The sequence below is a fragment of the Shewanella sp. 4_MG-2023 genome, assembly GCF_030548015.1.
In the GTDB taxonomy this organism is placed as follows: Bacteria; Pseudomonadota; Gammaproteobacteria; order Enterobacterales; family Shewanellaceae; genus Shewanella.
In genome coordinates, this window is the sequence record NZ_JAUORL010000013.1 from 61,391 (window position 1) to 87,198 (window position 25,808).

Sequence of the window (25,808 nt, forward strand, 5' to 3'; positions counted from 1 at the left end):
GTTCCTGAACAGTTTTTTAACGCTTAGGTGATTTATCAGGGCTGCAAATCCATTTTGTATTTAAACATTTATTTAAATACATCAGCTTAAAATGATAAACAAAACACCTTATACGCTAAATAGTGGACTAAAATTTTTAACTACACACTAAGCCTTAGCGCTACTTGAAGCCGTTATAGCTTCTTCATCAACCATTCCCAGAACATCACTCTGGTCTTGGTTGGTATCTAAGTCAGTGGCAGACACGATTTCGCTCTTATCATTTAATACTGGTGAGGCATCAGTTGTATCAACAACTGTGTCATCATCCTCACGAGCAAGTAACTCTTGCTCTTCCGTTTCTTCTTTGTCTTTTACGACGTTACGGAAGACTTTTTTGGCTAATTCAGCCGAAACTTCGGCAGACAATTTAGGTTGATTACTGTAATCAAGGGCGTACTCGAGTAAGCCGTCGATTTCATTGTATTGGGGTTGTTTCCACAGTGCTTTTAACGCTGCTGATTTCGCTTGAGGTGATACATTCGCCCCCATAAACGAAGCAAAACTGCCTCCAACTTCAATTTTTTCGGGATCCGGTAAATCTTCAGCTTCAAGGATCTTCTCAGGCTGAGGCGCTTCTTGTATGGCATCCTCAGTGGAAGAGTCAGCAAGGCTTTCTTCCTCTGCCGCCACACTCTTTTGCTGCAGTTCAGTCTCACGAGCAGCTTCAGCTTCAACTTGCTCACGACGCTCAGTCCAACGAGAGAAAAAACCTTTCGAATTATTGCTCATTAATGTCTCCGAAGGTGATCTGTGCTAGGGCCAGTATCCTTTCGGCGGTTCACATGCTTACGGCGTTTAGCTGATATTTCAACTTCGCCATGACGGGTGATGAAAGCTTCAACCCAACATGCCAGTGCTTCTGGCATTGGGATATTCAGCACTGGGGTTTCAGACTCCAAACAGGCTGCGGCAATATTTTGGTCTGCAGAGATAGCAGCAGGAACCCAAGTGCCATCCGATAACTCATCACAAACGATATATAACATGGTGTTATCCATGTCTAAATTTATCCGGTAACTGCCACGTTCATCTTTATAAAGTTGAAACAATATTAATTTGGCCCCTTCAGGTGCCTCATGAGTCGCAGGAACCATTTGTTCCACTTCCCAAGTGATTGAGGGCCAACGCCCCATCATTTTTTCGACTTTTCTAAGCGAAACATACATAGGCCAAACATTTTCAGTGTGTTGCATACAAGCCTTGCCCTTAAAACATAAATCCACAAGAAATAAATAAAATATATATTAACAACGACTTAAAAGTTGCTCTTGATTATTTTTAGAAGCTAAAAACCACTTTATTTCTCTTAACTAATCAGTACACTGCAAAAATAGTGCCAGATAAATAAGAACAAAAAGCTAGATCCAGATCTCCTAATTACCACTAAGAGTAGGACAATTTGTCTATATTGCTAATTATACTAGGACATAAGGCTACGTTAATTAGTCGCTGCTGATTAACATCAGAGTTAGATCACGCATTTACAAACTACATTGCCGCCTCGGGAATAAAAGTTGCTATGCTGATAGTTAATTAGTTTTCATTACCATCCTCACTACCGAGCTAGTTAACTATTTCAGAGGCCACACTTTCAATGACCCAATCAAATGCTAATAAATCGCTAAAACTGGTCAAAACCAATGCTGAAGTTCCCCTTACAATTGCAGTTAAAGCAATTAATGAGCAAGGAGAGAGTGTTGATAAATTCGTGGCCTGTGAAAGACCATTAACGGTATATTTGAACTGGCAACCCATAGTGACCTTAATGACCTTGGGCGCAAAACCTGAGTCATTAGCTTTGGGTTACTTGAAAAATCAGGGCTTTATTAACGATGCCAGCTTACTTGAATCAATTATCGTCGATTGGGATGTTGACTCTGCAGCCATTTTGACTAAAGAGCAAACAGCTGATTTAGATAAACAATTATCTGAAAAAACCGTCACTTCAGGTTGCGGTCAAGGTACTGTTTACGGTGGTTTCATGCAAGGGCTCGATGATATAAAGCTGCCAACGCCCCAATTACAACAATCAACCTTATATAACCTGCTAAAAAACATTAGTGCTTATAATGAAACCTACAAAAATGCCGGTGCCGTCCATGGTTGCGGCATTTGTAAAGACGACCAAATTTTAGCTTTCATTGAGGATGTTGGCCGCCATAACGCAGTTGATACCCTCGCGGGCGACATGTGGCTTGAAGGTGAAAATGGGCACGATAAGATTTTCTATACCACTGGCCGTTTAACCTCTGAAATGGTGATAAAAATTGCCAAGATGGGTATACCAGTATTGTTATCACGCAGTGGTGTCACTCAGATGGGGTTAGAACTAGCTCAAAAGTTGGGGATCACTATTATTGCCAGAGCCAAGGGGCGTCACTTCTTGGTTTACCACGGCGCAGAAAATATTGAATTTGATGCGATGAAAGTTTAGCGTTACCTATTAACGCAAACAATTGATAACAAGGTGATGACCACCTTGTTATCACTCATCATGTAACCCTATGCTAAATAGCATTATGCCTAAATTTAGCCCACTGCTTTCTTGCCGCTTCGGGCAAATAACTCCAAGCTAAAACCCGGGTAATTTTATTGCCTTGCTTCATGTCAATGGTCTGCACACTATCGGCATGTAACTGTTTTAATAATTGATAACAGGGCTTTAGGTTTTCTGACTTGGACACTAATGAGCTAAACCACAAACATTGTTGCCCAAACTGCTGACTTTCTTTAATCATATTCGTTAAAAACTGCTGCTCACCACCTTCACACCATAACTCAGCTTTTTGCCCACCAAAATTAAGTGCGGCACTACTTGAGCTAACGGCTGGCTTTTGGCTGTGCTTTTTAGCTCTGTTGGCGGCTAAATTGGCATTTTTCTTGGCGCTGCCTTGACTCGCTTCGGCTAATGAGCGATGAAATGGCGGGTTGCACAGAGTAATATCAAAGCGCTCATTATCCCCGATAATTCCGCTAAAAATAGCTTGAGGATTAGTCTGTTGGCGCAGGTCAATTTTCGATGCTAAATCAGGGTTATGGCTAATAATTTCAGCGACATTTGCAATTGAAACTGGGTCAATATCGCTGGCGACAAACTGCCAACCATAGCTTTTAACCCCTAATAATGGATAAATACCATTAGCACCGGTGCCAATATCCAATGCACGGATCTTATTTCCTTTAGGCGCTTTACCATTAACAGCCAGTAAATCAGCAATGTAATGCAAATAATCTACTCGACCTGGTACTGGCGGGCACAAGAACCCTGCCGGAATATCCCACTGCTCAATGTGATAATCAGTCAATAAAATTGCTGCGTTGAGGCTTTTGACCGCTTCAGGATCTGAGAAGTCGATTGAAAGATTACCGTAGGGGTTTGGTCTGACAAAGTGGGACAATTTGGGACACTTTTTTATTAATCCTTCGAAATCATAACCTTGATTATGCTTATTTCGCGGGTGTAGTGTTTTCACTTGAGTATGAGCGACGCCTTTGCTTGCCACCTTAGTCGGCTCAGATGTTTGCTTGTTCGTTTTGTTGCCAGCTTTACTGTTTTTCATGCAAATGTTCATTAATCATATAGGTATTTAGTAAACAGTAAATTAACCACGGACTGTTCACCCGTTTCAGCTTCTAGCAGTCGATTAACCGTTTCAAAGCACGCACGACGAATATCCTCTCTTCCGGTCAAGGACTTAACCTTGTCTTCAGGCTGATTTCCTAGCACTTCAACGATGGCGGCTCGCAGTAACGGATCATGGTGCTCTATCTGCTGCAATTGTTTAGGATCTTTAACCATTAACTCAACACTGATTTTTACAAAACCGAGTTTTTTGCGGTTAGAGATATAGTTAGTGACAATGTCAGGTTCGAAACCATAGTAAGCAAAGTTCCCAGTGGCTTTGTCATCTGCGCTATGCGCATTGGGGAAAAAAAACAGTGCAACTAACACTGCGAATAGGTACTTTGCCATAGTTAATCAAACTCCATTATTTAAATCTGCCTAATAGCAGCGGCTATCCAGCCATTGCTCTGTCATGATAAACTGCACTCGTTTGAGTATATTGTAACGAGTATTGAATGAACGTGACCAGTCTTAGCTTCCCGTATGGTGAATCAATCCAGTGGTTTTCACCTGATGCAATCAATTCTATGCCGCAATCGGCACTAAAAGAATGGTTACTCGCTACCGGTAGTTTAACCCAAAAGCTTAAAGGCTGTTGCCACGATTTTGAAGTTAAAGTCCTTGGCGAACAACTTACTACACCATTAGCAGGGGAATGCCCGCAGCAAAAGCAGGTTTGGGTAAGAGAAGTACTGCTGTGCCTTGATGGCGAGCCTTGGGTGTTTGCACGCACCTTAATCCCTGAGAACCTAGCCAATGATCAACACAACTTTAAAGCCTTAGGTAAGCGCCCATTGGGTGAACTACTGTTTACCAGTGCTGATATTGTCCCGGGCAAAATAGAGGTCGCTGAATTTGAAAGCTGCACTAAGCTAGCCCAACTGGCAACCCGCCTGTCCCAACCTGTCACCTCTTCACTTTGGGGGCGTCGCCGTTACTTTAACTTAGCCAACCAAGACATTATTGTTAGCGAAATTTTCCTTCCTTATGCGGTTAAGCAAATTAACGCCTTAACACTAAAGCAATCTTGTTAAAGTTAGTCCAACAAAGCCATGCGGTTTACCATACGTTGGCAACATCATGGCTATTTGTAAAGTAACCATAAAGCTTATGGCCTTATGTTTTAGTCGAGAGCCTTACAAGAAGTAAGCTCAGTAGCAACAAATACACCCCAGCTAAACTACCGCCACTACTGCTTTGAGATCCATCGTCGCCAGCAATTGTCTGGTTTTCGCCCATAAACTCTGAAGTAACTACACCATTTAGTTTAAATTCGACTATTGCCCTTGAGCTGTCTGACGATTGCGCCTGCACCTCCATAATTAAGCCCAGTTCAGGTAACACCATGCCTGATTGCGGTTGCAGGGGCGCTGAGTAATCAGCATTATCATCAAATAAACTAAAGTTACTTAGAGCGCTATCGTTAGCGTAGCTTGACTGAGGATATAAGCTAAAGCTGGCATCACGTACCTGCACACTTGAAGACCCGCCAGTTATTAGACTCTGGTCAGCATCAATAACCCCAATAAAGCCATAACCTTCATGCTCGGCGACATTGTTATCTTCATAGTTGTTATTTTCGAGCCATAATAAAATACCGGGCTCGTAGCCGACACTTTGCAAGCCCGCATCAATACCTTGATGGTTTCTCAGTTGCACAATATAGCGTTGCGGCAAACCGGGTAAGGTATCATCGATCCTTGAAAAACCCACTAAATCAACTTTGCCTTGCTCTTCGGCCCCGTCTTGGTAAATGTTGACGCCTTGCTGATTAATTTCAATTTGGTCAATAACAATACCGTAGTCACCTACAGCTTGATCCGTTACATAGCTCATTTCAACTTGCACACTTTGCCCTGAAAAATCGCTCAAGTCATAAACCAGTTCAACCCAAGCATCTGTTCCTGAAGCGCCAGCTATATCGCTCGATACCCCAGAAATATAGTGCTCTACATTGTTGAACAGAGGGTTACTGGCACTGGTATGGTTGCCGACAATGGCTACGCCATCAATCAACAATTGCATATAGTCATAATCTGTTTCTATGCTCCAATGTGCCTGCATAACAAGCTCAATCTGTGCGTCAGCGGGTAAATCTACCTCGAAACTCAGACTATTGGTAAGTTGATGGCCTTTACCTGAATGGTATTGATAGTCGCCAACTAAAGGTGACTTAAAGGCGAAGGGGGGATTGGGTAATGCGATGGACAATTGATTCACAGCATCAGCATTAACTGCTGCAAAAACCTCAGCAGTCAAACCTTCAGCAGTAATATCGGCCAAGTCGATGGCTTGCTCATTGACCCACTTGCCTTGGTAACGTTGTTGCAGATATGAACGGGCATAAGGACTTAAGCCCGCAGGCTTACTGCCAGCAATATAAGGATTACCCGCTTGCGCTTGACCCACCCAAGTACCACTTGCCATTAACGACCAGTAACCCACTGGCGCGCCATCCCCCAGATTAGTGTCGTATTCATCAGGCAGGCCTAAATCATGACCAAACTCATGGGTAACGACCCCGGTACCTGAGTCGATAGGCTGAATGGTATAGCCATAAACTTTCATTGACGTGCCAGGAAGAGCTTGTCCTTGGCTATTGGCACCAACAAAAAAGCGATGCGACCAAATAGCATCGGTGCCTAACACGCCGCCGCCCGCCTCTTCACCAATACTGGAATGAAATATGACAATGTGGTCTATGATGCCATCAGGCTCATTTTCATTGCCGTTGTTATTAAAATCAAATGGATCTTCACTATCGAATTCAGCTAATTCTGTCGCGCTCATCCCTTTAACGGCCTGAGTAACGGCTTCCATAACCAATTCAGGTACTGCAATATCATTATCACTGAAAACCGAATTATTGGCGCCATAGTAAGCAGCATTGTTACTGGCGGTTACCCAGCCTTTAACCTGACCACGAAAGAAAAAACTCTCACCAGAGGCTTGAGCAAAATATTGATAAGCCGTTTGAAGCACCTCACGGTTAGGTCCAGAAAATCCAGATCGAGAAAAAAGCAAATCTTGATAATGTTGTACGGAATAATCGTCATAAAACATTGACGTATCAGACTTGGTTAAACGATTGGCGTTATAGGGTAAATCAGGAAAGTCGACCAATACCGCCAGCACATTCACGGTTTTGGTGACATCCGTGTCAGCCAATGCCGGAGCTGATACTGGTGAGACTTTTATTCGTTGGGATCGATTCTTGGCAGCTATTTGCTTTAGTATTTTGACCTCAGCAGGCAGATAATTATGACTTGCTTTGCGAGTGAACTTCTCTACCGCAGCTTGCTTTGCTGCCTCGCTGGCATCAATTGCCAGCTCACCGCGCTTAATCAACCAGTATTGGATCTGTTGCTGATTCATTACCCCAGCATCTGCAGGAGAAGCGTATTGACTCGGCGCTGCCATGGCGTTTAACGAAAAAAGAGTCATTGCCAATATGGTCATAGCACCAGTAAAGATTTTACTCCATTGAATAGGCATCCTATGCCTCCTTTACTTCCTTTGATTGCACTTTTTAAATGCATTGTTACGCTTGGCGATATAACGACGAACAATCTCTTGTTGCTGTTGTTCACTCATATCTGTCGTTATTTCACCACTTTTGATTAAATTCTGTTTAACGCCGGACATATCTAAAGGAGGAGGTATTGCCCCACATTGAATGGTATTATTTTGATGCGTTAATTGGGTCTGATTAGAGCCGTTTTCGGCGCTATTACTATGGCTACAGCCCCAAATAACCCAGCTAAAAAAGATAGCGAATACAATGCGCATAATGAACGCCCAAACAACGAAGATGAATCAAAGAGTAATATTAAGTAAAGTTGCTAAAACGGCTTTACACAACTTTTTAGAGCGATTTTTATACAACTAAAGAAGTAAAAAATAATCGAAGATAAACTGAAAGGTAGAGAATATTGCGTAGAAAACCAAAAGGCCGCATTAAGCGGCCTTGTTGACTATAGCGATGCCTGACATGAGCTGATTAGCCGGCAGTTTTTAAATAGCTCGACACCCCGTCTAAGAACATTTGCACCGAAATCATTACCAGCACCATACCCATTAGACGCTCGACTGCGGTTAAGCCTTTTTCGCCTAATATGCGAGTAAAGACTTTATAGAATAGTAAGATAACTGCGCTCACACCCCAAGCCGCCACTAAGGCAATAGTCCAATCCATCATTCTGCTACTGTCACTGTGCGCCAATAATATTAATGCAGCTAACACTGATGGCCCAGCCATTAACGGTATAGCCATAGGAACAATAAATGGCTCTTCACCGGCGGCTAAACCTACCACGCCGCCCGGTTGTGGGAAAATCATCCTAATGGCAATTAAGAACAAAATAATCCCGCCTGCAATACTCACTGACTCTTGACGCAGGCTAAGAAAATTAAGGATCACCTCGCCGGCAAACAAGAACAGCAACATGATTGCCAGCGCAAACAATAATTCACGAATAAGCACTCGGCGGCGTTTTTTGGGTTCAATATGCCGCAAAATTGAAGCAAAAATAGGCAAGTTGCCCAAAGGGTCCATAATCAGGAAAAGCATGACTGCAGCAGAAAAGATGTCCATTACATTAGTTCTATTAATTATTAACAATGAACTACTATTGTATACTTAATACAGTCATTTGGCAGAAATAACCGTGACTTTCGCTCTATCTTGCAACGCTGAAGGCTATCTTTACCGTGTAAATTGTCATCATGAGTGATAATCAAGCAAAGCAAGTATTAAGTTAATTGAAAGACTGCGATATACTGCGGTGTTTTTTTCGTTTCATTGATTCTTTGGATCCCATGCTCTATCTAGCTGCTAGTTGTATTGCACTTTTATTCGGACCGCTTTTTTATCGCTACTTCTCATCAGGGAGTGGGCTACAAAAAGGCTTAGATGGATTTATCTTCGTCTCATTAGGCGGGTTGGTGCTTATCCATATTTTGCCTGAACTCCTTGAACATGGTGGTTTTATCACTTTGCTGTTCGTGGTGCTTGGCTTATGGGGTCCCACAGCCAGTGAACGGCTTTTCCACCGCTACTCAGATATTACCCATAACGTGACCCTAACTTTAGGGATTGGCGGACTATTGCTGCACACCATTACCGATGGTGGCGCCATGGTTTTAGCCCAACAAGAGGGTAACTCTAGCTTATTAGCGCTGGGAGTGATTATGCATCGCTTACCCGTTGGTGTGGCAATTTGGTGGCTATTAAAACCCCAGGTTGGTACCCGCTGGGCCAGTGCGGTATTAGCTGCGATGATGGTACTCACAGGCTTGGGTTACTTTGCTGGCGAGCAACTACTCGATAGCCTCAGCTTAGATAATACCGTTTATTTACAAGCCTTTGTTACCGGATCAATTTTGCATGTGGTGCTACATCAGCCCCACGGACAACACGAAGAAGATCATCAAGGTCGCTATCAATACCAAGCAGGCATTGGCAGTTTATTGGGGGTCGCATTACTAACTGTATTATTGTTAATGGACAGTGGTGGCCATGCCCACGCACACGCCCATCACAGCCATGGCTCGGATCAGTTTATGTCTTGGTTACTGACCATCTCGCCAATATTAATTGCCAGTTACTTAATTGCCACTGCGCGCTTCAAAGCTGGGTTAACCCCGCAAAACAGTAGCCTCTCCAGTCGCTGGTTACAGCGTCTAGCGGGCCCTGAAGCCTTGCTGATCACCTTGCTATTATTGGGGCCTTGGTTTGCCATATATCAAGCTATTTCATTGTTGGCGATTGGCACGTTACTCAGCTTGGGTAAAGTTGAACTTACCGATCCCCACGAGAATTTACCGCAATCGGCTTGGCGCTTTGGGTTTGCACATTTAGTGGATCGCAGCGCGCCCTGGATTGCCCTTAGCTTAATTTTAGCGAATCTCATTGGTCACCCCTCGGTGCATTTAGAGCATCCAGCGCTGCAAGTATTAATCTTGTTAGTCGTCTTTCTACCGATGCGTTTTTGTAATTTAGGCGCGGCAGTACTGGCATTATCATTAGCCTATAGCGGCTGGAGCAATGTCGCAGTGGCATTTGCACTTATTGCAGCGCCTGTGCTTAGCCTTAGCCAGTTAAAGCTAATGAGCTGGAGCATGCGCTTGTCATTGTCAGCTGTATTAGCCGTCGCGTTGTTATTCGCACACCAGTATCTGGTTGATTGGCACCAGTTACTCACCTTGCCAAATAACGTTAATATTGCGGGATTAGTTGTGGTGGGATTAATCTTTAGTGCTAGCTTACTGCGCTTAGGACCACGTAAGTTCTTAAGTCGCTTAATGATTAAGTTTAGCGGTCATAACCATGATCATAACCACAATCACTCCCATGGTGCTAATACCTCAGATAAATCTGCGGCTGCGCCAACAGAGCATAAACATCACCACTAATTAAGCCGCCGCATTAAGCGAGGGTTACTGTCAGGTTCATGTTATTCAGGCTATGATGTTTTATCATCGACCGAATAACTGAGCCGACTTAACCAAGCCTATGTGTATTTTATTTATCGCGGTAGACATGCATCCCCAATGGCCACTGATTGTGTGCGCTAATCGTGATGAGTTTCATCATCGCGCCACCGATCCAGCCCATTTTTGGCAAACAGTTGCTAACAGCAATTTACCTCAATCTCAGTCGATATTAGCAGGCAAAGACCTACAAGCTGGCGGCACTTGGCTTGGAGTGAATCAACAAGGTCACTTTGCAGGCCTTACCAATATTCGCAATCAACAAGCCGATGGCCTAAGAAGTCGCGGCGAACTGGTGGTTAACGCTCTCGATCTTCGCCAAGATGTCAGCCTTGATTGGCTACGCCAACACAGCGCTAATTACAGTCCGTTTAATCTTGTTTATCAGCAACAGCAGCAACTTTACTGTTTTAATAGCGTCACTGCTGAGAACACGCCATTAACTAAAGGTTTTCATGCTGTGAGTAATGGCGCTATAGATGACGTCTGGCCGAAAATGGCCAAGGGATTACAGGCGTTAGAGCAGCATCTATTAGCTGAAAAGCAGCCCAATATTGAACAAATGTTGGCATTTATGCGTGATGAATCTCAAGCTGAAGATCGCAGCCTACCTAGTACTGGCATTGAAATTGAGTGGGAAAGGCTGTTGTCGTCGATTTTTATTCGCCATCCAGAATATGGCACCCGTTCAACCAGTGTGGTAATGCGAGATAAAAACGGCAACATCGACTTTTATGAAGTGCGTTATGACGGCAAAGCTCGAAACTTAGGGCAACAGCATTTTGTTATAACACCCTAAGTCCGAATTAATCTATTCGCAGCCAAGCAATTAATCAGATGAATGATCATGGGTTATCACCCACTTATCATCAATACGCTCTATCAGTAGGGTGAACACACCATTAGGTTTGTCTTTTGTACGTTCTAATTGCCAACGACCCACAACCAATGCGGCGTAGTTGCTGAGCATTTTAATCTCTTTCACATTGAACGACAGTTTGCCCATGCGCGCTGAATCAGGATAACTTTTTTTATAGCTAGCAAGAATTACATCCCAACCGTAGCTAAACTTACCATTAGACACAAAACGTAAATTGTCACTTTGCCAATAGCCTTGCATGTAGGCATCAATATCGCCGCTATTCCAGGCTTGTTCTTGCTGTGAAATCACTGCTCTAATTCTATCTGTAGGTATAGCACTATTGGTATTAACTTCGTCTAGTGACACGGATTGTTGTTCAAGTGAGACAACTGCGCTGACGGCATCAGGCTCAGTCTCAGCCTCAGCCGGCGCTGAAGTTAAGGTGTCGGTAAAGGCACTAACTAGCTGCTCTGCTGCAATATCTGCTGTATTCGTGGTTTTAGGTGAGCTATCTGAAGGGCTTGGCTCTACCTTTAAATCGGCAACGGGTTCAATCACGCCAACTTCGACCTTGGCAGTTGAAGCAGGTTTTAATGGCACGATTTTTAATTCAGCTTGTTTGAGTGCAACATCTGAGGCGGTTTGAGTCGCTGTTGGTTTATCTTCTGCCGCTAACATAGTAGTAAAACCACCAAAAATAACGGCGAATAAAATAATTATCGGGTGCTTCACACACTCTCCTTAATTTGTACCAAGGTTGAAATTACCCAACACGAGTGCCACAGTAATAACAATGATTTAGTACTTTTGCATTAGATTAATAACCCAGTAAGCATGCTGTGTCGTGTTTATCCCAACTGCGGTTTGGCTTATAAAACATGTTGAGATAAGCGATATCTGTAACATGAGATTCTGTGAAATTAATATATAAATTCATTCTGTTATGGTTAGATTCTAGCGTATCAGAGTGAAATAAACTGGAAAATAGCGCATGTTTAGTAAATTTTGTTTATGGCTATTGGCCATTAATGGCTGGAAATTAGACGGCCAGGTCGCCGCTGATGGACAATTCATTATGGTGGTTGGCCCACATACCAGTAATTGGGACTTTATTGTCGGTATTATCGCCCGCTTTGCTATAGGGGTAAAAATTCACTTTTTAGGCAAACATCAGCTGTTTATTCCCCCTTGGGGTTGGTTTTTTAAAGCCTTAGGCGGCAGCCCTGTGGATCGACGCAAAAACAACAATATGGTCGATGCTGTGGTGCAGCTATTTAATGACGATAACCAATATAAGTTGGCGCTGGCCCCCGAAGGAACCAGAAGCGCGGTTACTCGCTGGAAAACCGGCTTTTATCATATTGCCACTAAAGCCAAGGTGCCGATAATCACCGTGGGATTAGATTTTAAAACCAAGTCTATTGTGATTAATCAACCGCTGCATCCCAGTGGCGATGTTGCCACTGACATGAATCGTATTTTAGATTTTTTCCGTAATATTAACGGTCGCCACCCTAAGGTTATCCCGCACTATATTCCCTCGGATGAGCAGCCAAAAAGCTAGTGTGGCTTGATGCTACGAATATCATCCCCAGTAGGGCTTTGAAAAGCACGTAAACCAAATTCAGGTAAGATGGCAAAGACGTGATCAAAGATATCTGCTTGAATGCCTTCATAAAAGGCCCAGCGGACGTCATTGGTAAACACATATAACTCGATAGGCAGACCTTCTGGCGTTGGCGCAAGTTGGCGCACCATCAGAGTCATGTCTTTGTGTAGCTTATTATTTTGACGTAAATAGGCATCTAAATAAGCTCTAAACGTCCCCACATTGGTTAAGCGTCTGCCATTAACCGGCATATCAATATCACTAACCTGCTCATTGGCATGGGAAATTTCTGAGCATACTTTAGGGAAGTAATCTTTAAGGTAATTCACTTTCGACAACCGAGTAATATCGTCTTCTGTCAGAAAGTGGATACTATTAACATCAAGATTAATTGAACGCTTAATTCGGCGGCCGCCCTTTTCTGACATACCGCGCCAGTTTTTAAAGGCGTCTGATACCAGCGCATAAGCTGGGATCATGGTGATGGTATTGTCCCAGTTACGTACTTTTACGGTATTGAGTGATACCTCATCTACAGCACCATCAGCGCCATATTTGTCCATTTGAATCCAATCGCCTTTACTCACCATACGGTTAGCAGCTAATTGAATCCCAGCAACAAAGCCTAAAATGGTGTCCCTAAACACCAACATCACTAAACCGGTGGCAACACCTAAACCACTTAAAAAGTAAATTGGCGACTCATCTGCAATCACTGATATGCCAATAATAAAACCAACAAAGAATAAAAATAGTTTAAATAGTTGTACGAAGCTTTTAACCGGTAAGCGGCGACTAATCAGCCTGACATCAGCAATTTCATTTACCGCATCTAAACAGGCGTAAATCGCCCGAATAACAAAAATGACCACCAGCACGCTTAGGCCACGGTCAATGACTGAGCCCAGCAACTGTTGATGGGTTAAAATAATCGGGATCAGTAAGTCCAAGGTCATGATTGGCACTAACAAGGACAATTTTTCCAATACGCCATAGCGCATGAAAATATCATCCCAAGTCACGGTCGATTTACGGATCATCGCATTAACCGCTTTTACAAATACCTTTTTGGTAATGTAATAAGCGATAGTTGCCACAATAAAGCTCACCATCAGTAATATTGATGTTGCTACACTGTCAGAGGGCTGACTATTCACCCCAATATCAAGCAACCAACTGGCAATATCATCACGTAACTCGTTATCCACGCATTAATTCCTTACACATTTATACTGATTGAAAGACTAGGTTTACAACATCCAAAGCCATTATAGAGAACAAAGACTTATTGAGAACGATCCAAAATAGCATATTTATCGATTAATTAACCCGCTTTCAATTTGATAACAAGTTCGCCATCAAATCACCACCGCATTCAAACAAGGCGACAGCATACCAAAGTAAACTAATGATATTGGTTGCAAAGTTGAGCACATTAATTGACCTAGAGCTCCCTTCACTTACCATTGGAACATTAAAACGAATTGAGGTTCCTATGAAACACACTTGGCTAGCAGTCATCCTAACACTGAGCATTCTCTCGGTTAGCAGTAACGCCCGCGCAGAAACGGATGAACAAAAGTTTAAGCCTTCGACTGCCTTGTTAGTGGATTTTATCGATAGCCGCGGCGATATGTTTGGTATCACCCTTGCCATGAAACATTTTGACCCTGATTACGCCGACTGGGGCTATTATATTGGTTATGCTTGGGGTGATAAATACGACCTTGATGTACCAGAGCCGGCTGAAGCTTATGCCGAAGAATACATGTGGCGCTTTGGGTTAAGCTATAGCCTAACTGAAAATTTTAATCTCTATGGCGGCGCCACGGTTTTTATAAACGAACAAAACTACACCAACAATATTTCTACCCGCGAAGTTAACGGCAAGCCGCGCTGGGAATCTAACCGTGATAAAGACTGGGGCGCTGAAGTTGGGGTACGCTACACAGTGTTTGATAGCTTTGTCATCGGCGCGGGTTACGACACCAGTGCCGAAGCGGCAATAATCTCCATTGGTTTTACCATGTAAGCATTATCAAAATCGTCATAATAGAAAAAGGACCCGCAGGTCCTTTTTTTGTTTTGAGTCTTTTTGTTCAAGCCTTTTGTTTCAAGCTGCTAACTCGCTACCCCCTAAAAGCTCACTAACATACCCGCAGGTAAGTAAGTATTGAAGCTGGCGCTATAGAGTAAATCTGTCGCCGCTTCGATATCCGGCGCAAAAAAGCGGTCTTTATCGTAATACGCAACCACTTCACGCAGCTCGGCTTTGGCTTTCACTACCGCATCACTGGGTTGTAATGGAGTGCGAAAATCTAACCCTTGCGCTGCAGCTAATAGCTCAATCGCTAACACCCCACGGGTATTTTCAGACATATCACGCAACCGACGAGCTGCAAAAGTTGCCATCGAGACATGATCTTCCTGATTCGCTGAGGTCGGTAAACTATCCACAGAAGCTGGATGCGCAAAGGTTTTGTTTTCAGATGCCAATGCCGCCGCCGTCACCTGTGCAATCATAAAGCCTGAGTTCACCCCACCATTTTTCACTAAAAATGGCGGTAATTTCGATAAGCTAGAGTCAATGAGCAGTGCTATGCGGCGCTCGGCAATTGAGCCTAACTCAGCAATAGCAATAGCCAAATTATCTGCTGCCATAGCAACAGGTTCAGCATGGAAGTTACCACCTGAGATAATATCGCCGGTGTCTTGAAATACCAGTGGGTTATCGGTCACACCATTAGCTTCAACCCCTAACACTTCACCAGCATGGCGAATTTGGGTTAAACATGCCCCCAACACCTGTGGCTGACAGCGCAAAGAATATGGATCTTGCACTTTTTCACAATCAACATGGCTTTGGCTGATCTCAGACTCATCAGCTAGCAAGTGACGGAAGATAGCCGCTGAATCAATTTGACCTTGTTGGCCACGAGCCGCGTGAATACGGGCATCAAACGGGCTACGACTGCCCATAGCCGCTTCAACACTCATGGCGCCAATAACTGAACTTGCAGCAAATAAATCTTCAGCATGGAATAAACCTTCAAGGGCTAGAGCGGTTGACGCTTGGGTGCCATTAAGCAGTGCTAAACCTTCTTTTGCAGCCAGTTCTATTGGTTTAAGCCCTGCAATTTCAAGCCCTTCTGCTGCTGTAATGATTTGACCTTGGTAGCTCATTTCACCTTCTGCCAGCATAGGTAAACACATGTGCGATAGCGGGGCTAAATCACCCGATGCGCCCACTGAGCCTTTTTCTGGAATACAGGGATAAACACCGGCATTAACCAACTGAATAAGAAAGTTAATCACTTCTAAGCGAATACCTGAAAAGCCGCGGCTTAATGAGTTAATTTTTAGCACCATCATTAAACGCACTGTGGCATCTTGCATGTATTGGCCTGTGCCCGCAGCGTGTGATAACACGATTGAGCGCTGCAATAACTGCAAATCCTCAGGGGCAATTTTGGTGTTAGCTAATAAGCCAAAGCCAGTATTAATGCCATATACAGTTCGGCCTTCATCTAATACTTGTTGCACTATCGCGGCACTGGTATTAATTTCAGGAATCGCTTCTTCTGCCAAGGTTAGATGAACTGCACCACGGCCAATACGGCGTAATTGCGCTAACGTCAGTGTGCCAGGTTTTAGCAGCAGTTTATAAGGTGTTGCAGTCATTATTTAGCTCCTTGCATTGGCAAATCTAGGCCTTGCTCTTGGGCGCATTGTTGCGCAAGTTCATATCCAGCATCCGCATGGCGCATCACGCCTGTGGCTGGGTCATTCCATAATACTCGGCCTAAACGCACTGCTGCATCATCACTACCATCGGCTACAATCACCACCCCAGAGTGCTGACTAAAGCCCATTCCCACACCGCCGCCATGGTGCAATGACACCCAAGTTGCGCCGCTAGCCGTATTAAGTAAGGCATTCATTAATGGCCAATCAGAAACCGCATCTGAGCCATCGAGCATGGATTCGGTCTCACGATTAGGACTGGCAACTGAGCCTGAATCTAAATGATCACGGCCAATGACAATCGGCGCTGATAGCTCGCCCGTTTTAACCATCTCGTTAAACGCTAATGCTAAACGGGCGCGGTCTTTTAGTCCCACCCAACAAATTCGTGACGGTAAACCTTGAAAGGCAATCCGCTCGCGCGCCATATCTAACCAGTTGTGCAAGTGAGGGTTATCAGGAATAAGCTCTTTGACCTTGGCATCAGTCTTATAGATATCTTCAGGGTCGCCCGATAATGCCACCCAGCGAAACGGACCAATACCTTCACAGAAAAGAGGACGCACATAAGCTGGCACAAAACCTGGGAAATCAAAGGCGTTTTCAACCCCTTCTTCGAAGGCCATTTGACGAATGTTATTACCATAATCTGTTGTGGCCGCACCTGCCGCTTGCAGCGCCAGCATGGCTCTAACTTGCACCGCCATTGACTGCTTAGCCGCTTTAACCACTGCCGCTTCGTCAGTTTTACGCATTTCGACAGCTTGCTCTAATGTCCAACCTTGGGGTAAATAACCATTGAGTGGATCATGGGCAGAAGTCTGATCGGTCACCACATCAGGGGTAATACCACGCTCAACTAACTCAGCAAAAATATCAGCAGCATTACCCAGCAAACCAACGGATACCGGCTTACCAGAGGCATTAGCCTCATCAATCATGGCTAATGCTTGATCAAGATTAGTGGCTTTCTTATCGACATATTGAGTCCGCAGACGAAAATCAATACGGGTTTCATCTACTTCACAGGTTAATACTGAATAACCCGCCATAGTGCCCGCTAAAGGCTGCGCGCCGCCCATGCCGCCAAGGCCACCAGTTAAAATCCACTTACCCGCAGATGAGCCACCAAAGTGCTGCTTGGCCATGGCGACAAAGGTTTCATAAGTGCCCTGAACAATGCCTTGGGAGCCAATATAAATCCACGAACCGGCGGTCATTTGGCCGTACATAGCCAAACCTTTTTTATCCAGCTCGTTAAAGTGTTCCCAGTTAGCCCAATGTGGCACTAGGTTGGAGTTAGCAATAATCACCCGCGGCGCATTAGTGTGGGTTTTGAATACCCCCACAGGTTTACCTGACTGCACCATCAAGGTTTCGTCATCTTCTAGACGTTGCAGTACTTCAATTATTTTGTCGTAACACTGCCAATCACGCGCCGCGCGGCCAATACCGCCATAAACCACTAAATCTTCAGGGCGTTCGGCTACATCAGGATGCAGATTGTTCATTAACATCCGCATTGGCGCTTCTGTCATCCAGCTTTTACAACTCAATTGACTGCCATGAGGGGCAATAATGCGGCGGCTAGGGTCGTGTCTTTTACTAATGGTGTTATCCATATTTTCCTCTTCAACTAACATTGTCAGCTTGATGTCTAATATTTTTAGGTTTTTTTAATGATGTTCTGTTTAGAAGCAGTTAACTGTTAAAGGTTAAATGGCCCCCTAAACTAAATTTACTGCCGGGGTGAACCAAGCGCGCAAAGCTCACCACGCCTTTGCGTGACCAAGTGCGACGCAAAATTTGTAAGCAAGGCTCTGTTGGCTCAATATTTAATAATTGCTGCATTTGCTCGCTGGCAATAATGGCTTCGATGCGATGACGGGCTTCGGTTAAAGGCGCCACCTTGGATAAATATTCATGGGGGGTTAATTGGGTAAAGTCTTGCAGTAAGTAGTCAGGCACTAATTCTGGATTCACAAAGCGCTCTTCGACCTGTAATGGCGCATCTTGCTCGCAGTGCAGCAATACCGAGTAATACACAAGGTCGCCAATTTCTAATCCTAAGGCCACCGCAACGGGTCTTGTGGCAGCAATTTGGGTTAACTTAAGCTGCTTAACACTGTAGCCATGACCACGGTCTTTAATTTCATCGGCAATGTTTCGAATGGCCAATAATGATGACTGCGATTTAATCCCCGCCACAAAAGTACCAATACCTTGAGTGCGCTCTAACACCCCAGCCTCCACCAGCTCAGTCAATGCTCTTCTTGCTGTCATGCGACTACAAGAAAACAACTCAGCAAGTTGATTTTCTGATGGCACTTGATCATTTTCTTGCCACTCACCCGCTTCGATACGAGCCAGAATGGATTGCTTTATTTGTGCAAATTTAGCCAACACGGATTTCGCCCAGCCCTTGATGTGATTAAAAATCTACCAACAACCTTACCTTGTATATACAAGTTAAAACAAGTACTGTTTTGTGATAAAGTCTAAAAAATGAGTATTTTCAGGAGCGGTTATGTCGTGGGATCATGTGTGGATTGATGTCAATATTGCAACAATGGATCCAAGCAGTTCAGTCGCTTATGGCGCAATAACCGATGCCGCCATTGCAGTAAAAGACGGTAAAATTGCTTGGATGGGCCCGCGTAAAGAAATGCCTGAATTTGATGTATTTAAAATGCCCATCTATCGCGGCAAAGGCGGCTGGATCACCCCAGGGCTGATTGATGCCCACACCCATTTAATTTTTGCTGGCAATCGCGCTAACGAATTTGAAATGCGCCTCAAAGGCGCCAGCTATGAAGATATCGCCCGCGCTGGCGGTGGGATTATTTCAACCGTAAAAGCGTGTCGTGAAGCTGACGAAGCCGAGCTATTTGAACTTGGCAGACAAAGATTAAACGCCTTAGCCAAAGAAGGCGTCACCACGGTCGAGATTAAATCAGGCTATGGTTTGGATACCCAAACCGAAGTCAAAATCCTTAAAGTGGCCCGCGAACTTGGCCGTAATCATCATGTTGATGTTAAAACCACTTTCTTAGGCGCTCATGCGATACCTGAGGAATATAAAGACACTGCAAACAGCACCGCACGAAGTGATGCCTATATTGATATGGTGATTAACGACATGCTGCCTGCGGTTATCGAGCAAAACCTTGCCGATGCAGTGGATGTTTTTTGTGAAAACATTGCCTTTAACCTTGAGCAAACCGAGCGAGTATTAACCGCCGCCAAACAGGCCGGTTTAGATATCAAACTCCACGCTGAGCAGTTATCTAACTTAGGCGGCTCCGCTATGGCGGCAAGAATGGGGGCTAAATCAGTCGATCATATTGAATACCTTGATGAAGCAGGGGTTATCGCGCTCAGTGAACATGGTACCTGCGCAACCTTGTTACCCGGCGCGTATTACTTTTTACGTGAAACCCAAATGCCGCCAATAGATCTGTTACGCAAACATAATGTACCTATGGTGGTCGCCAGTGATTTTAATCCGGGCTCATCGCCGATTTGCTCAACCTTATTAATGCTCAACATGGTCTGCACCTTATTTAAGCTGACTCCAGAGGAAGCCTTAAAAGGCGTGACCATTAATGCCGCCAAAGCTTTAGGTATTGAAGCCAATGTCGGCAGTTTAGCCGCCGGCATGACAGCTGATTTCTGCTTATGGGATATCAGCACTCCAGCGCAACTGGCCTACTCTTATGGGGTGAATCCTTGTAAGGATGTGGTTAAAAACGGCGTGTTAGTGCATCAATAAAGCCTTGCTTTAACTTGCGACTATTGAGTCAGCTCAATCTCGACCCGCCGCGAGTATTTCCTTTGACTCAAGCGTAACAACAAAAAAGTGCTTAACCTTTTCGGGCTAAGCACTTTTTAATCACTGTAAACAAGGTTCAAATTTAAACGATTTTGATTAAACCAATAACCTTAATCAGTTGGGTGACGTTTGCCCTTTTTATTCTTCATTGGGTCGCCGTCATAACCTAATGCTTGCCAATCAAGGCGCTGACCTTTGTTATGGCAATCGCTACATTGTAGGGCTTGCTCTTTAGGTGAAACCATGTGATTGATACGCCACCACATTTCAGTTTCCACAAAGCCATGTTCACCGCTATAACTGAGGCCTTTGTCTTTCATGGTGGTATTAGCTTCCATGCCAAGTTTTGATGCTAAGTCCCAATCGAACTTGTCCCAATAGCCATTTTTACCAAACACTTTAGGGGTAATTAAAATATTCAATTTGCTGTCGAATATCTGTTTACCAGTATGGACTTTAAACGGGTAGATTTTGGCTTTGCTGTCATTGATATCACCCAAAGGATAAGTGAGTTTTATCACCTGAGCTGGATCAATTTTATCACCCGCCATATAGGCATCAGCTTTACCGTTAAACCAAGCATATTGCGGCGGCACCATTTTTTGCCATTCAAAACTCCCTTTCTTATTCATAAAGGTTTTTTTGCCGTTTTTGTCTTTGGTTTCAGTTAACTCTTGCCCTGCTGTTGACCAGTCCCAGCGCATTTTTGTTGGCTCATTACGAGCAAAAAATGGGATGTGACAGGTTTGACAGGCGACCGCAGCAGTATGAGTATTAAGCTTTTTATTGTCATGGGGCGCACTGTCATGGCAGTTTTCACAACCAATGGGGTTTTCTCCCCCCGGTGACACGCCCATGGCATTGCCAGAGATTTGATGACTTGCAGTGGTATGACAGGTTTGGCATTGGAAGTCATTGCCGTCAGTGTCCATATGCACATCGGTATCTTTTTCAGGATATGACATGGAAGAGTCTAAATCCCCATGCTTCACCGCGTCACCACCGCCACCATAAAAATGGCAAGTACCGCAGTTATCTCGAACCGGTTGGCCGACATTTTGTGCTACCCGCTCAAGATTCACTTTCGCCATCGCTTCACCCGCGCCTGCAGGCTCTTTGATATAAGTTCCTGTGGTGTCATGGCACACTAAACAATCCACTTTAGTCATATCAGTAAAGTCAAAGCTGTTGTCTTTCCAGCCATAACCCGCATGACAACTGGTGCAGCGCGGCTCGTTACCACTAATGGAGACACAAAAATTATTGATACTATTTTTTTTACCGCGCTTCACAGTGCGGCCTGGTAATTCTTGCTCTAACTCCCAAGTCCAATGGGAAGATTTCATAAACTCTTTCGCATGGTCTTCATGGCATTCAATACATTGCTCAGTGACGTCAGAGCCTTGGGTAAACGGCCCCTCAATCACTTCTTTATGATCAAATTCTGCATAGGCCATCTGACTGCAAAAGGCTAATGCGACTACTAATTTCATGGTTTTCATATAGCACTCCTAGCCCCTGCCACGCAGGGGCACCATGTTTAGAAATTAACTGTTAATGATGCATTTACATCATAAGCAGTATCAACAACAGGCAACATGGAATAGGCAGAGCCTGCAATCACATCATCAATTTTTTGCGGTGCGCCCACAGGAGTGCCACTACCGGTATATTCATAGTCGTAATACAGCCCTGCGACCTTGATAAACATTTTAGGATTGATATCAAAGATGTAATAGGCTTCAGCAACATGGCCACGAGTCGCTAATTTGCTGCCAATTGGGTCATCTTGAGCTTGGGTGAACGGCGTCCAGAATTCAGAGCCATAGTTATATTCAAGGCCAAATTTACCCATTGGTGCAGGCATTTGGAAACCAACATAAATACCATAGCCGTCTTTTGTTGAGGCATCATCAGCAACCGTTGGCATCATAATGATTTCTGTACCAGTGCTGTTAAGCTGCGCTTCAAAAACGGCATCAGATAACATGCCACCAAACATACCGCTGTTGCCATTTGGCTCAGCGCGAGTCCAGCCTAATGAAGCAAAGGCTTTAAAGTCTTCATCACTTTCATAGGCATAACCCAAACCACCTAAGTACATATCACCAATCACGCCACTGGGTTGTACGCGGGTGACAAAGTTAAAGTTGTCGAACTTTTGCATATCTTGATACATGGTTGGCGCAAATATACCTGCCAACTGAGTTGGAAATGCCATGGTGCCTTTGAAGCCATCATTAACATCTTTGGCGCCAAATAAGGTGAACTGTAAGAAGTGGTTACCATCGTTAATGGCATCAATATTAAAGCCGCCTAAATGGGTATCTTTGGTGACGATATCGCCAAACATTTCGCCATTCCCCCACTGAGACTCAAAACCTTGGCCATAGCAAAAGCGCACCACTTGGCCATCAATACCAGTAATTTCACCGAGTTTGTAACCTAAAGTGGCGCCGTCAAAGTTAAAGTTAACTAAATGACCAGATGGGGTACCGCCACGCATTTCGTTTTCACGGTAATGACTTGGTGGGCCGTAAGTTGATGGACGACGACCAATTGACAGGTAAGTTTGACTGCCACCTATATTACGCCAGTCAAAATAGGCTCTTTCCACTCTGAGCCAATCACCACTGGTATTGCCACTACTGGTGCCATCCATGGTGAATGAGCGCCATGAATCAAACACTTGTGTGCCAGTTGAATCGCCCCAGTTTTTATACATAGATAAACGACCCGCAAAGCTGACGTTATCCCACACTTTAGCTTTCATATTTAAGCGTAAACGAGTGGTATAAAGTAAGTCATTGTCGATGTCTTGAACTGTTTTAGGCGCGAGTACATAGGGCATAACACCTTGTAATTGGCCACTTTGAAATGCTTGAGCTAAAGCAGGATTGGTCGCCATCATTTGCCCAAGTGGTGAGTCAGCGCTAGTAGGGTCGCCAAATGCTCCTGACATGGCTTTGGCGCCAAAATCTGAAAAATTAACATTAATGGCAGGATTCCAAGTCACATCTTGATAGTGCAATGAATGCACTTTGGTTCTAAAGTCACCTGTGATAGTTAATCTATCTAAGGCGCTATGGCGCTCAGTTTTATCCACCCGTGAATTAAGATCGTCAAGCTCTTCGGTTATTTCGGTTAATTGCTGTTTTAGCTCTGCCATTTTTTGAGCATCATCATTGGCTGATGACGGTGCTGCGGCCATGGCCGCACCACTAAACGCTAATGCATTGGCAACGAGTATTGATATTAAGGTACGCATAATTTGGCTTCCTTTTATTTTGCCTAAACCATCCAAATACATAGGTTTAGGCTAAATTTTGGCTGCAGAAATCCCTGAGCGATAAACTCAATTTTTCTGCTTTTTATCTGGATTAACTGATGGTGTTGCTGGCTTATTCTGACTTTTGCATTAAGTCTAAGCCGCCATCAGGACGCACGATTTCCGCTAGCCGCAGGTTTGTGGCTGATCAGAGTCCGCTGCGTGGTCATATAAAAACTGCTGAATATCTTTCAGATCTTTTTCTGATAGGGCTTTGAATACTTCAGGCTTAGCCTTATGTTGATCGCGCTTGAAAAATCTGTCCCACTGGCTCATGGTTTTTGCCATTGGGGTTAACTCAGGGCCTTCGGTGCCGACACTATGGCAAGCTTTACATTGTTTTTTATACAGATGTTTACCCTTTTTAGGGTTGCCGCCATCAGCTGCAAAACTGCCGCCAATCATGCACATTGCCACTAAGGCTACTGTCATCGCTATTTTTTTGTTCATCATTACTACCTCATCAATTTTTCTTTAGTTCTTTTTATCAATCAAGACAAACCAAATCTTTAATGCCTTGTTAAAGATGTTACTTAAAATAGGTAGACATTAATTTGACCTTGATCATATTCATGAGATAAATCTAATTGATAAAAACATAATTGAATAAAATCTAATTGAGCGAGTAATAACAATACTGATTTTTATACTTTTTAAGTATTAGTAAGTTGTGAAAAACTTAGCTAGGGGGTGAATGAGTACAGCAGTGAAATAAAATGACGCAAGCTATAACCCGAAAATCAACCACAAAAAAAGTCGCCAATAAGGCGACTTCTTCAGCGTATTAGTTACAGTAAGGTTAATCGTCGCTAAGTTCGTTTATCGGTAACCAGTTCACTTTAACCCCAGCTTGTAAAAACATATCTTGGCTAATTTTAATCTTGTCGCCCCAGCGAGACAAAAAGTCTGTGCTTTGCTCAGGGCAGAACACCCCGGTTATCCCGGTTTGGATAATCTTGGCAGCACAGTTAGGGCAAGGAAAATGGGTCACCCAAATATCACAACCATCTAAATCTCGCTTAGCAAATAAAATGGCATTTTCTTCCGCATGCAGGGTTTTAAGTAGCTTCATATCACGGTCATCGGTTTCTGCACTGTCAGAAATACCATGGGGATAACCATTAAAGCCAACAGACACTATACGGTTATGCTTGGTGATCACCGCGCCCACTTGGGTAGAGGGATCTTTACTCCAAGAGCCTACCAGTTCTGCCATTTGGAAAAATCGTTTTGCCCATTTTGAGATCATAGTAATAGCCTTTTAAGGTGATGATGTTTTTAGCTAAGTAACTGAATTCATCATACCTAATGTTGTTAACATTCTCACCTTTTCTACAGTAAGATTGTTGAATATTGGCTGTTTTCATCTGCGTAGCTAGCAAAAATATAAATACTGCCGACTGATTTGTGCGTTACTGCGCCACAAGTTGTTATTTGGACTAGCCAATAGCCCCAATAAAGCTTAGGATCTTCAGCAGGCAAACTTAAGGATTGGAGTACATATTCATTATGGGTATTAGAGCGATTATCGTAGATACAGCGGGCACCACCACTGATCTAGATTTTATTCAAGATGTACTATTTCCTTATTCAAAAAAGGCTATGGGTGATTTTCTAGCGCAAAATCAACATAACCCGCTAGTTGAATACTGTATCAGTGATGTACGCGACTTAGCATTAGAAGCAGACGCTTCAATTGAACGCGTTACTGAAATCCTCTCTCAATGGATTGATGAAGACCGCAAAGCTACGCCATTAAAAACCTTACAAGGGTTAATTTGGAAGCAAGGTTATGCCGCTAACGAGTTTACAGGCCATATCTATCCAGATTTTATTGATGCCATGCCAGGCTTAGAAGCGAGCAATATTCGTCTTTATAGCTTTTCGTCAGGCTCTGCTGAAGCGCAAAAACTATTATTTAGCCACAGCGATGCGGGTGATTTAACCCCTAAATTTAGTGGCCATTTTGATACCCGTACCGGTAACAAATTAGACAAGCAGGCTTACTGCAATATCTTAAATACCATCAGCTTGAGCCCTAAGCAGGTATTGTTTATCTCTGATGTGGTAGAAGAGCTAAAAGCCGCTGAAGCAGCAGGTCTACATACCCGCCATATGGTGCGTTTTGAAAACCAAAAAACGGCTAAGTTTGCACAAATCAAAAGCTTTGCTGAGTTAACCATTGATTAAGCATGGTTAACGACCATAAAAAAACGACCTTGATGGTCGTTTTTTTATGGCTTACGTCTTACAAAATAAGCTATCTAAAACCAG

General features: G+C 43.8%; 24 protein-coding genes. 8 read left to right on the top strand and 16 right to left on the bottom strand.

The genetic code is table 11. From position 1 onward, the window contains the following. Window positions 1-147 precede the first annotated feature (147 nt). Together Q4546_RS09315 and Q4546_RS09320 are read right to left on the bottom strand one after the other, a co-directional pair. A complete protein-coding gene (locus Q4546_RS09315) occupies window positions 148-771 on the bottom strand; it encodes a DUF3306 domain-containing protein (RefSeq protein WP_102435958.1) in 624 nt (207 codons plus the stop codon). Further along, window positions 771-1,235, bottom strand: coding sequence for a DUF3305 domain-containing protein (locus Q4546_RS09320; protein WP_076541409.1), 465 nt, complete (start codon window positions 1,233-1,235; stop codon window positions 771-773). The genes Q4546_RS09315 and Q4546_RS09320 overlap by 1 nt, the downstream gene beginning before the upstream one ends. 401 nt (window positions 1,236-1,636) lie before the next feature. Here Q4546_RS09320 and Q4546_RS09325 point away from each other — a divergent pair, with 401 nt between their 5' ends. Continuing rightward, window positions 1,637-2,476 carry a formate dehydrogenase accessory sulfurtransferase FdhD gene (locus Q4546_RS09325; protein ID WP_303446149.1) on the top strand — a complete coding sequence of 280 codons (840 nt, stop codon included), beginning with the start codon at window positions 1,637-1,639 and terminating at the stop codon, window positions 2,474-2,476. Window positions 2,477-2,549: 73 nt separating this feature from the next. Here the strand turns inward: Q4546_RS09325 and rlmF are convergent, their stop codons facing one another. Both rlmF and Q4546_RS09335 read right to left on the bottom strand, forming a co-directional pair. After that, on the bottom strand, window positions 2,550-3,602 hold the full coding sequence (rlmF, locus tag Q4546_RS09330) for a 23S rRNA (adenine(1618)-N(6))-methyltransferase RlmF (RefSeq protein WP_303446150.1): 1,053 nt from the start codon (window positions 3,600-3,602) through the stop codon (window positions 2,550-2,552). A gap of 11 nt (window positions 3,603-3,613) precedes the next feature. After that, entirely contained in the window at window positions 3,614-4,015 is a 402-nt protein-coding gene (locus Q4546_RS09335; protein ID WP_102435952.1) for a flagellar basal body-associated protein FliL, read from the bottom strand. Between the two features lie 107 nt (window positions 4,016-4,122). Here Q4546_RS09335 and Q4546_RS09340 point away from each other — a divergent pair, with 107 nt between their 5' ends. Continuing rightward, window positions 4,123-4,701 carry a chorismate lyase gene (locus tag Q4546_RS09340; protein ID WP_102435951.1) on the top strand — a complete coding sequence of 193 codons (579 nt, stop codon included), beginning with the start codon at window positions 4,123-4,125 and terminating at the stop codon, window positions 4,699-4,701. Window positions 4,702-4,783: 82 nt separating this feature from the next. On the opposite strand, the gene Q4546_RS09345 is transcribed toward Q4546_RS09340, so the two are convergent. From Q4546_RS09345 to Q4546_RS09355, 3 genes are all read right to left on the bottom strand, one after another. Beyond that, window positions 4,784-7,162 (bottom strand): immune inhibitor A domain-containing protein, encoded by a 2,379-nt coding sequence (locus tag Q4546_RS09345; protein WP_303446151.1) that lies wholly within the window; start codon window positions 7,160-7,162, stop codon window positions 4,784-4,786. Between the two features lie 12 nt (window positions 7,163-7,174). Continuing rightward, window positions 7,175-7,456: a hypothetical protein gene (locus Q4546_RS09350; RefSeq protein WP_102435947.1), complete on the bottom strand. Its 282-nt coding sequence runs from the start codon at window positions 7,454-7,456 to the stop codon at window positions 7,175-7,177. 211 nt (window positions 7,457-7,667) lie between these two features. After that, the gene (locus tag Q4546_RS09355) at window positions 7,668-8,261 is read right to left on the bottom strand and encodes a YhgN family NAAT transporter (RefSeq protein WP_102435945.1); all 594 of its coding nucleotides are present in this window, start codon (window positions 8,259-8,261) and stop codon (window positions 7,668-7,670) included. Between the two features lie 224 nt (window positions 8,262-8,485). Here Q4546_RS09355 and Q4546_RS09360 point away from each other — a divergent pair, with 224 nt between their 5' ends. Next, entirely contained in the window at window positions 8,486-10,081 is a 1,596-nt protein-coding gene (locus Q4546_RS09360; protein WP_303446152.1) for a metal transporter, read from the top strand. Window positions 10,082-10,181: 100 nt separating this feature from the next. Continuing rightward, the gene (locus Q4546_RS09365; RefSeq protein WP_303446153.1) at window positions 10,182-10,958 is read left to right on the top strand and encodes an NRDE family protein; all 777 of its coding nucleotides are present in this window, start codon (window positions 10,182-10,184) and stop codon (window positions 10,956-10,958) included. A gap of 30 nt (window positions 10,959-10,988) precedes the next feature. Here Q4546_RS09365 and Q4546_RS09370 read toward each other — a convergent pair whose 3' ends face one another. Next, window positions 10,989-11,387: an SgcJ/EcaC family oxidoreductase gene (locus Q4546_RS09370; RefSeq protein ID WP_102435939.1), complete on the bottom strand. Its 399-nt coding sequence runs from the start codon at window positions 11,385-11,387 to the stop codon at window positions 10,989-10,991. Between the two features lie 625 nt (window positions 11,388-12,012). On the opposite strand from Q4546_RS09370, the gene Q4546_RS09375 reads away from it, so the two are divergent. Then, the gene (locus Q4546_RS09375; RefSeq protein WP_303446154.1) at window positions 12,013-12,585 is read left to right on the top strand and encodes a lysophospholipid acyltransferase family protein; all 573 of its coding nucleotides are present in this window, start codon (window positions 12,013-12,015) and stop codon (window positions 12,583-12,585) included. Here Q4546_RS09375 and Q4546_RS09380 read toward each other — a convergent pair. Further along, window positions 12,582-13,838 carry a mechanosensitive ion channel family protein gene (locus Q4546_RS09380; protein WP_102476488.1) on the bottom strand — a complete coding sequence of 419 codons (1,257 nt, stop codon included), beginning with the start codon at window positions 13,836-13,838 and terminating at the stop codon, window positions 12,582-12,584. The genes Q4546_RS09375 and Q4546_RS09380 overlap by 4 nt on opposite strands. Before the next feature lie 287 nt (window positions 13,839-14,125). On the opposite strand from Q4546_RS09380, the gene Q4546_RS09385 reads away from it, so the two are divergent. Beyond that, entirely contained in the window at window positions 14,126-14,662 is a 537-nt protein-coding gene (locus Q4546_RS09385; protein ID WP_102476489.1) for a hypothetical protein, read from the top strand. Between the two features lie 104 nt (window positions 14,663-14,766). Here Q4546_RS09385 and hutH read toward each other — a convergent pair whose 3' ends face one another. The 3 genes from hutH to hutC form a co-directional block, all read right to left on the bottom strand. Further along, complete coding sequence (hutH, locus tag Q4546_RS09390) at window positions 14,767-16,311, bottom strand: histidine ammonia-lyase (RefSeq protein WP_102520195.1); 1,545 nt, start codon at window positions 16,309-16,311, stop codon at window positions 14,767-14,769. Further along, window positions 16,311-17,984 carry a urocanate hydratase gene (hutU, locus tag Q4546_RS09395; protein ID WP_303446169.1) on the bottom strand — a complete coding sequence of 558 codons (1,674 nt, stop codon included), beginning with the start codon at window positions 17,982-17,984 and terminating at the stop codon, window positions 16,311-16,313. Before hutU ends, hutH begins: the two co-directional genes overlap by 1 nt. 91 nt (window positions 17,985-18,075) lie before the next feature. Next, a complete protein-coding gene (gene hutC / locus Q4546_RS09400; protein WP_102435927.1) occupies window positions 18,076-18,780 on the bottom strand; it encodes a histidine utilization repressor in 705 nt (234 codons plus the stop codon). A gap of 121 nt (window positions 18,781-18,901) precedes the next feature. Between hutC and hutI the strand changes: the two genes are divergently transcribed. Further along, complete coding sequence (gene hutI / locus Q4546_RS09405; RefSeq protein ID WP_303446155.1) at window positions 18,902-20,146, top strand: imidazolonepropionase; 1,245 nt, start codon at window positions 18,902-18,904, stop codon at window positions 20,144-20,146. 170 nt (window positions 20,147-20,316) lie between these two features. On the opposite strand, the gene Q4546_RS09410 is transcribed toward hutI, so the two are convergent. The 4 genes from Q4546_RS09410 to Q4546_RS09425 form a co-directional block, all read right to left on the bottom strand. Then, entirely contained in the window at window positions 20,317-21,708 is a 1,392-nt protein-coding gene (locus Q4546_RS09410; protein ID WP_303412877.1) for a tetrathionate reductase family octaheme c-type cytochrome, read from the bottom strand. 38 nt (window positions 21,709-21,746) lie between these two features. After that, window positions 21,747-23,474: a DUF3373 domain-containing protein gene (locus tag Q4546_RS09415; protein WP_303446157.1), complete on the bottom strand. Its 1,728-nt coding sequence runs from the start codon at window positions 23,472-23,474 to the stop codon at window positions 21,747-21,749. Window positions 23,475-23,660: 186 nt separating this feature from the next. Then, window positions 23,661-23,987, bottom strand: a complete 327-nt coding sequence (locus Q4546_RS09420) for a c-type cytochrome (protein WP_102435919.1) — start codon at window positions 23,985-23,987, stop codon at window positions 23,661-23,663. Between the two features lie 346 nt (window positions 23,988-24,333). Next, on the bottom strand, window positions 24,334-24,783 hold the full coding sequence (locus Q4546_RS09425; protein ID WP_102435917.1) for a dCMP deaminase family protein: 450 nt from the start codon (window positions 24,781-24,783) through the stop codon (window positions 24,334-24,336). 260 nt (window positions 24,784-25,043) lie between these two features. On the opposite strand from Q4546_RS09425, the gene mtnC reads away from it, so the two are divergent. Beyond that, window positions 25,044-25,724, top strand: a complete 681-nt coding sequence (gene mtnC / locus Q4546_RS09430; RefSeq protein ID WP_076541452.1) for an acireductone synthase — start codon at window positions 25,044-25,046, stop codon at window positions 25,722-25,724. Window positions 25,725-25,808: the final 84 nt, after the last annotated feature.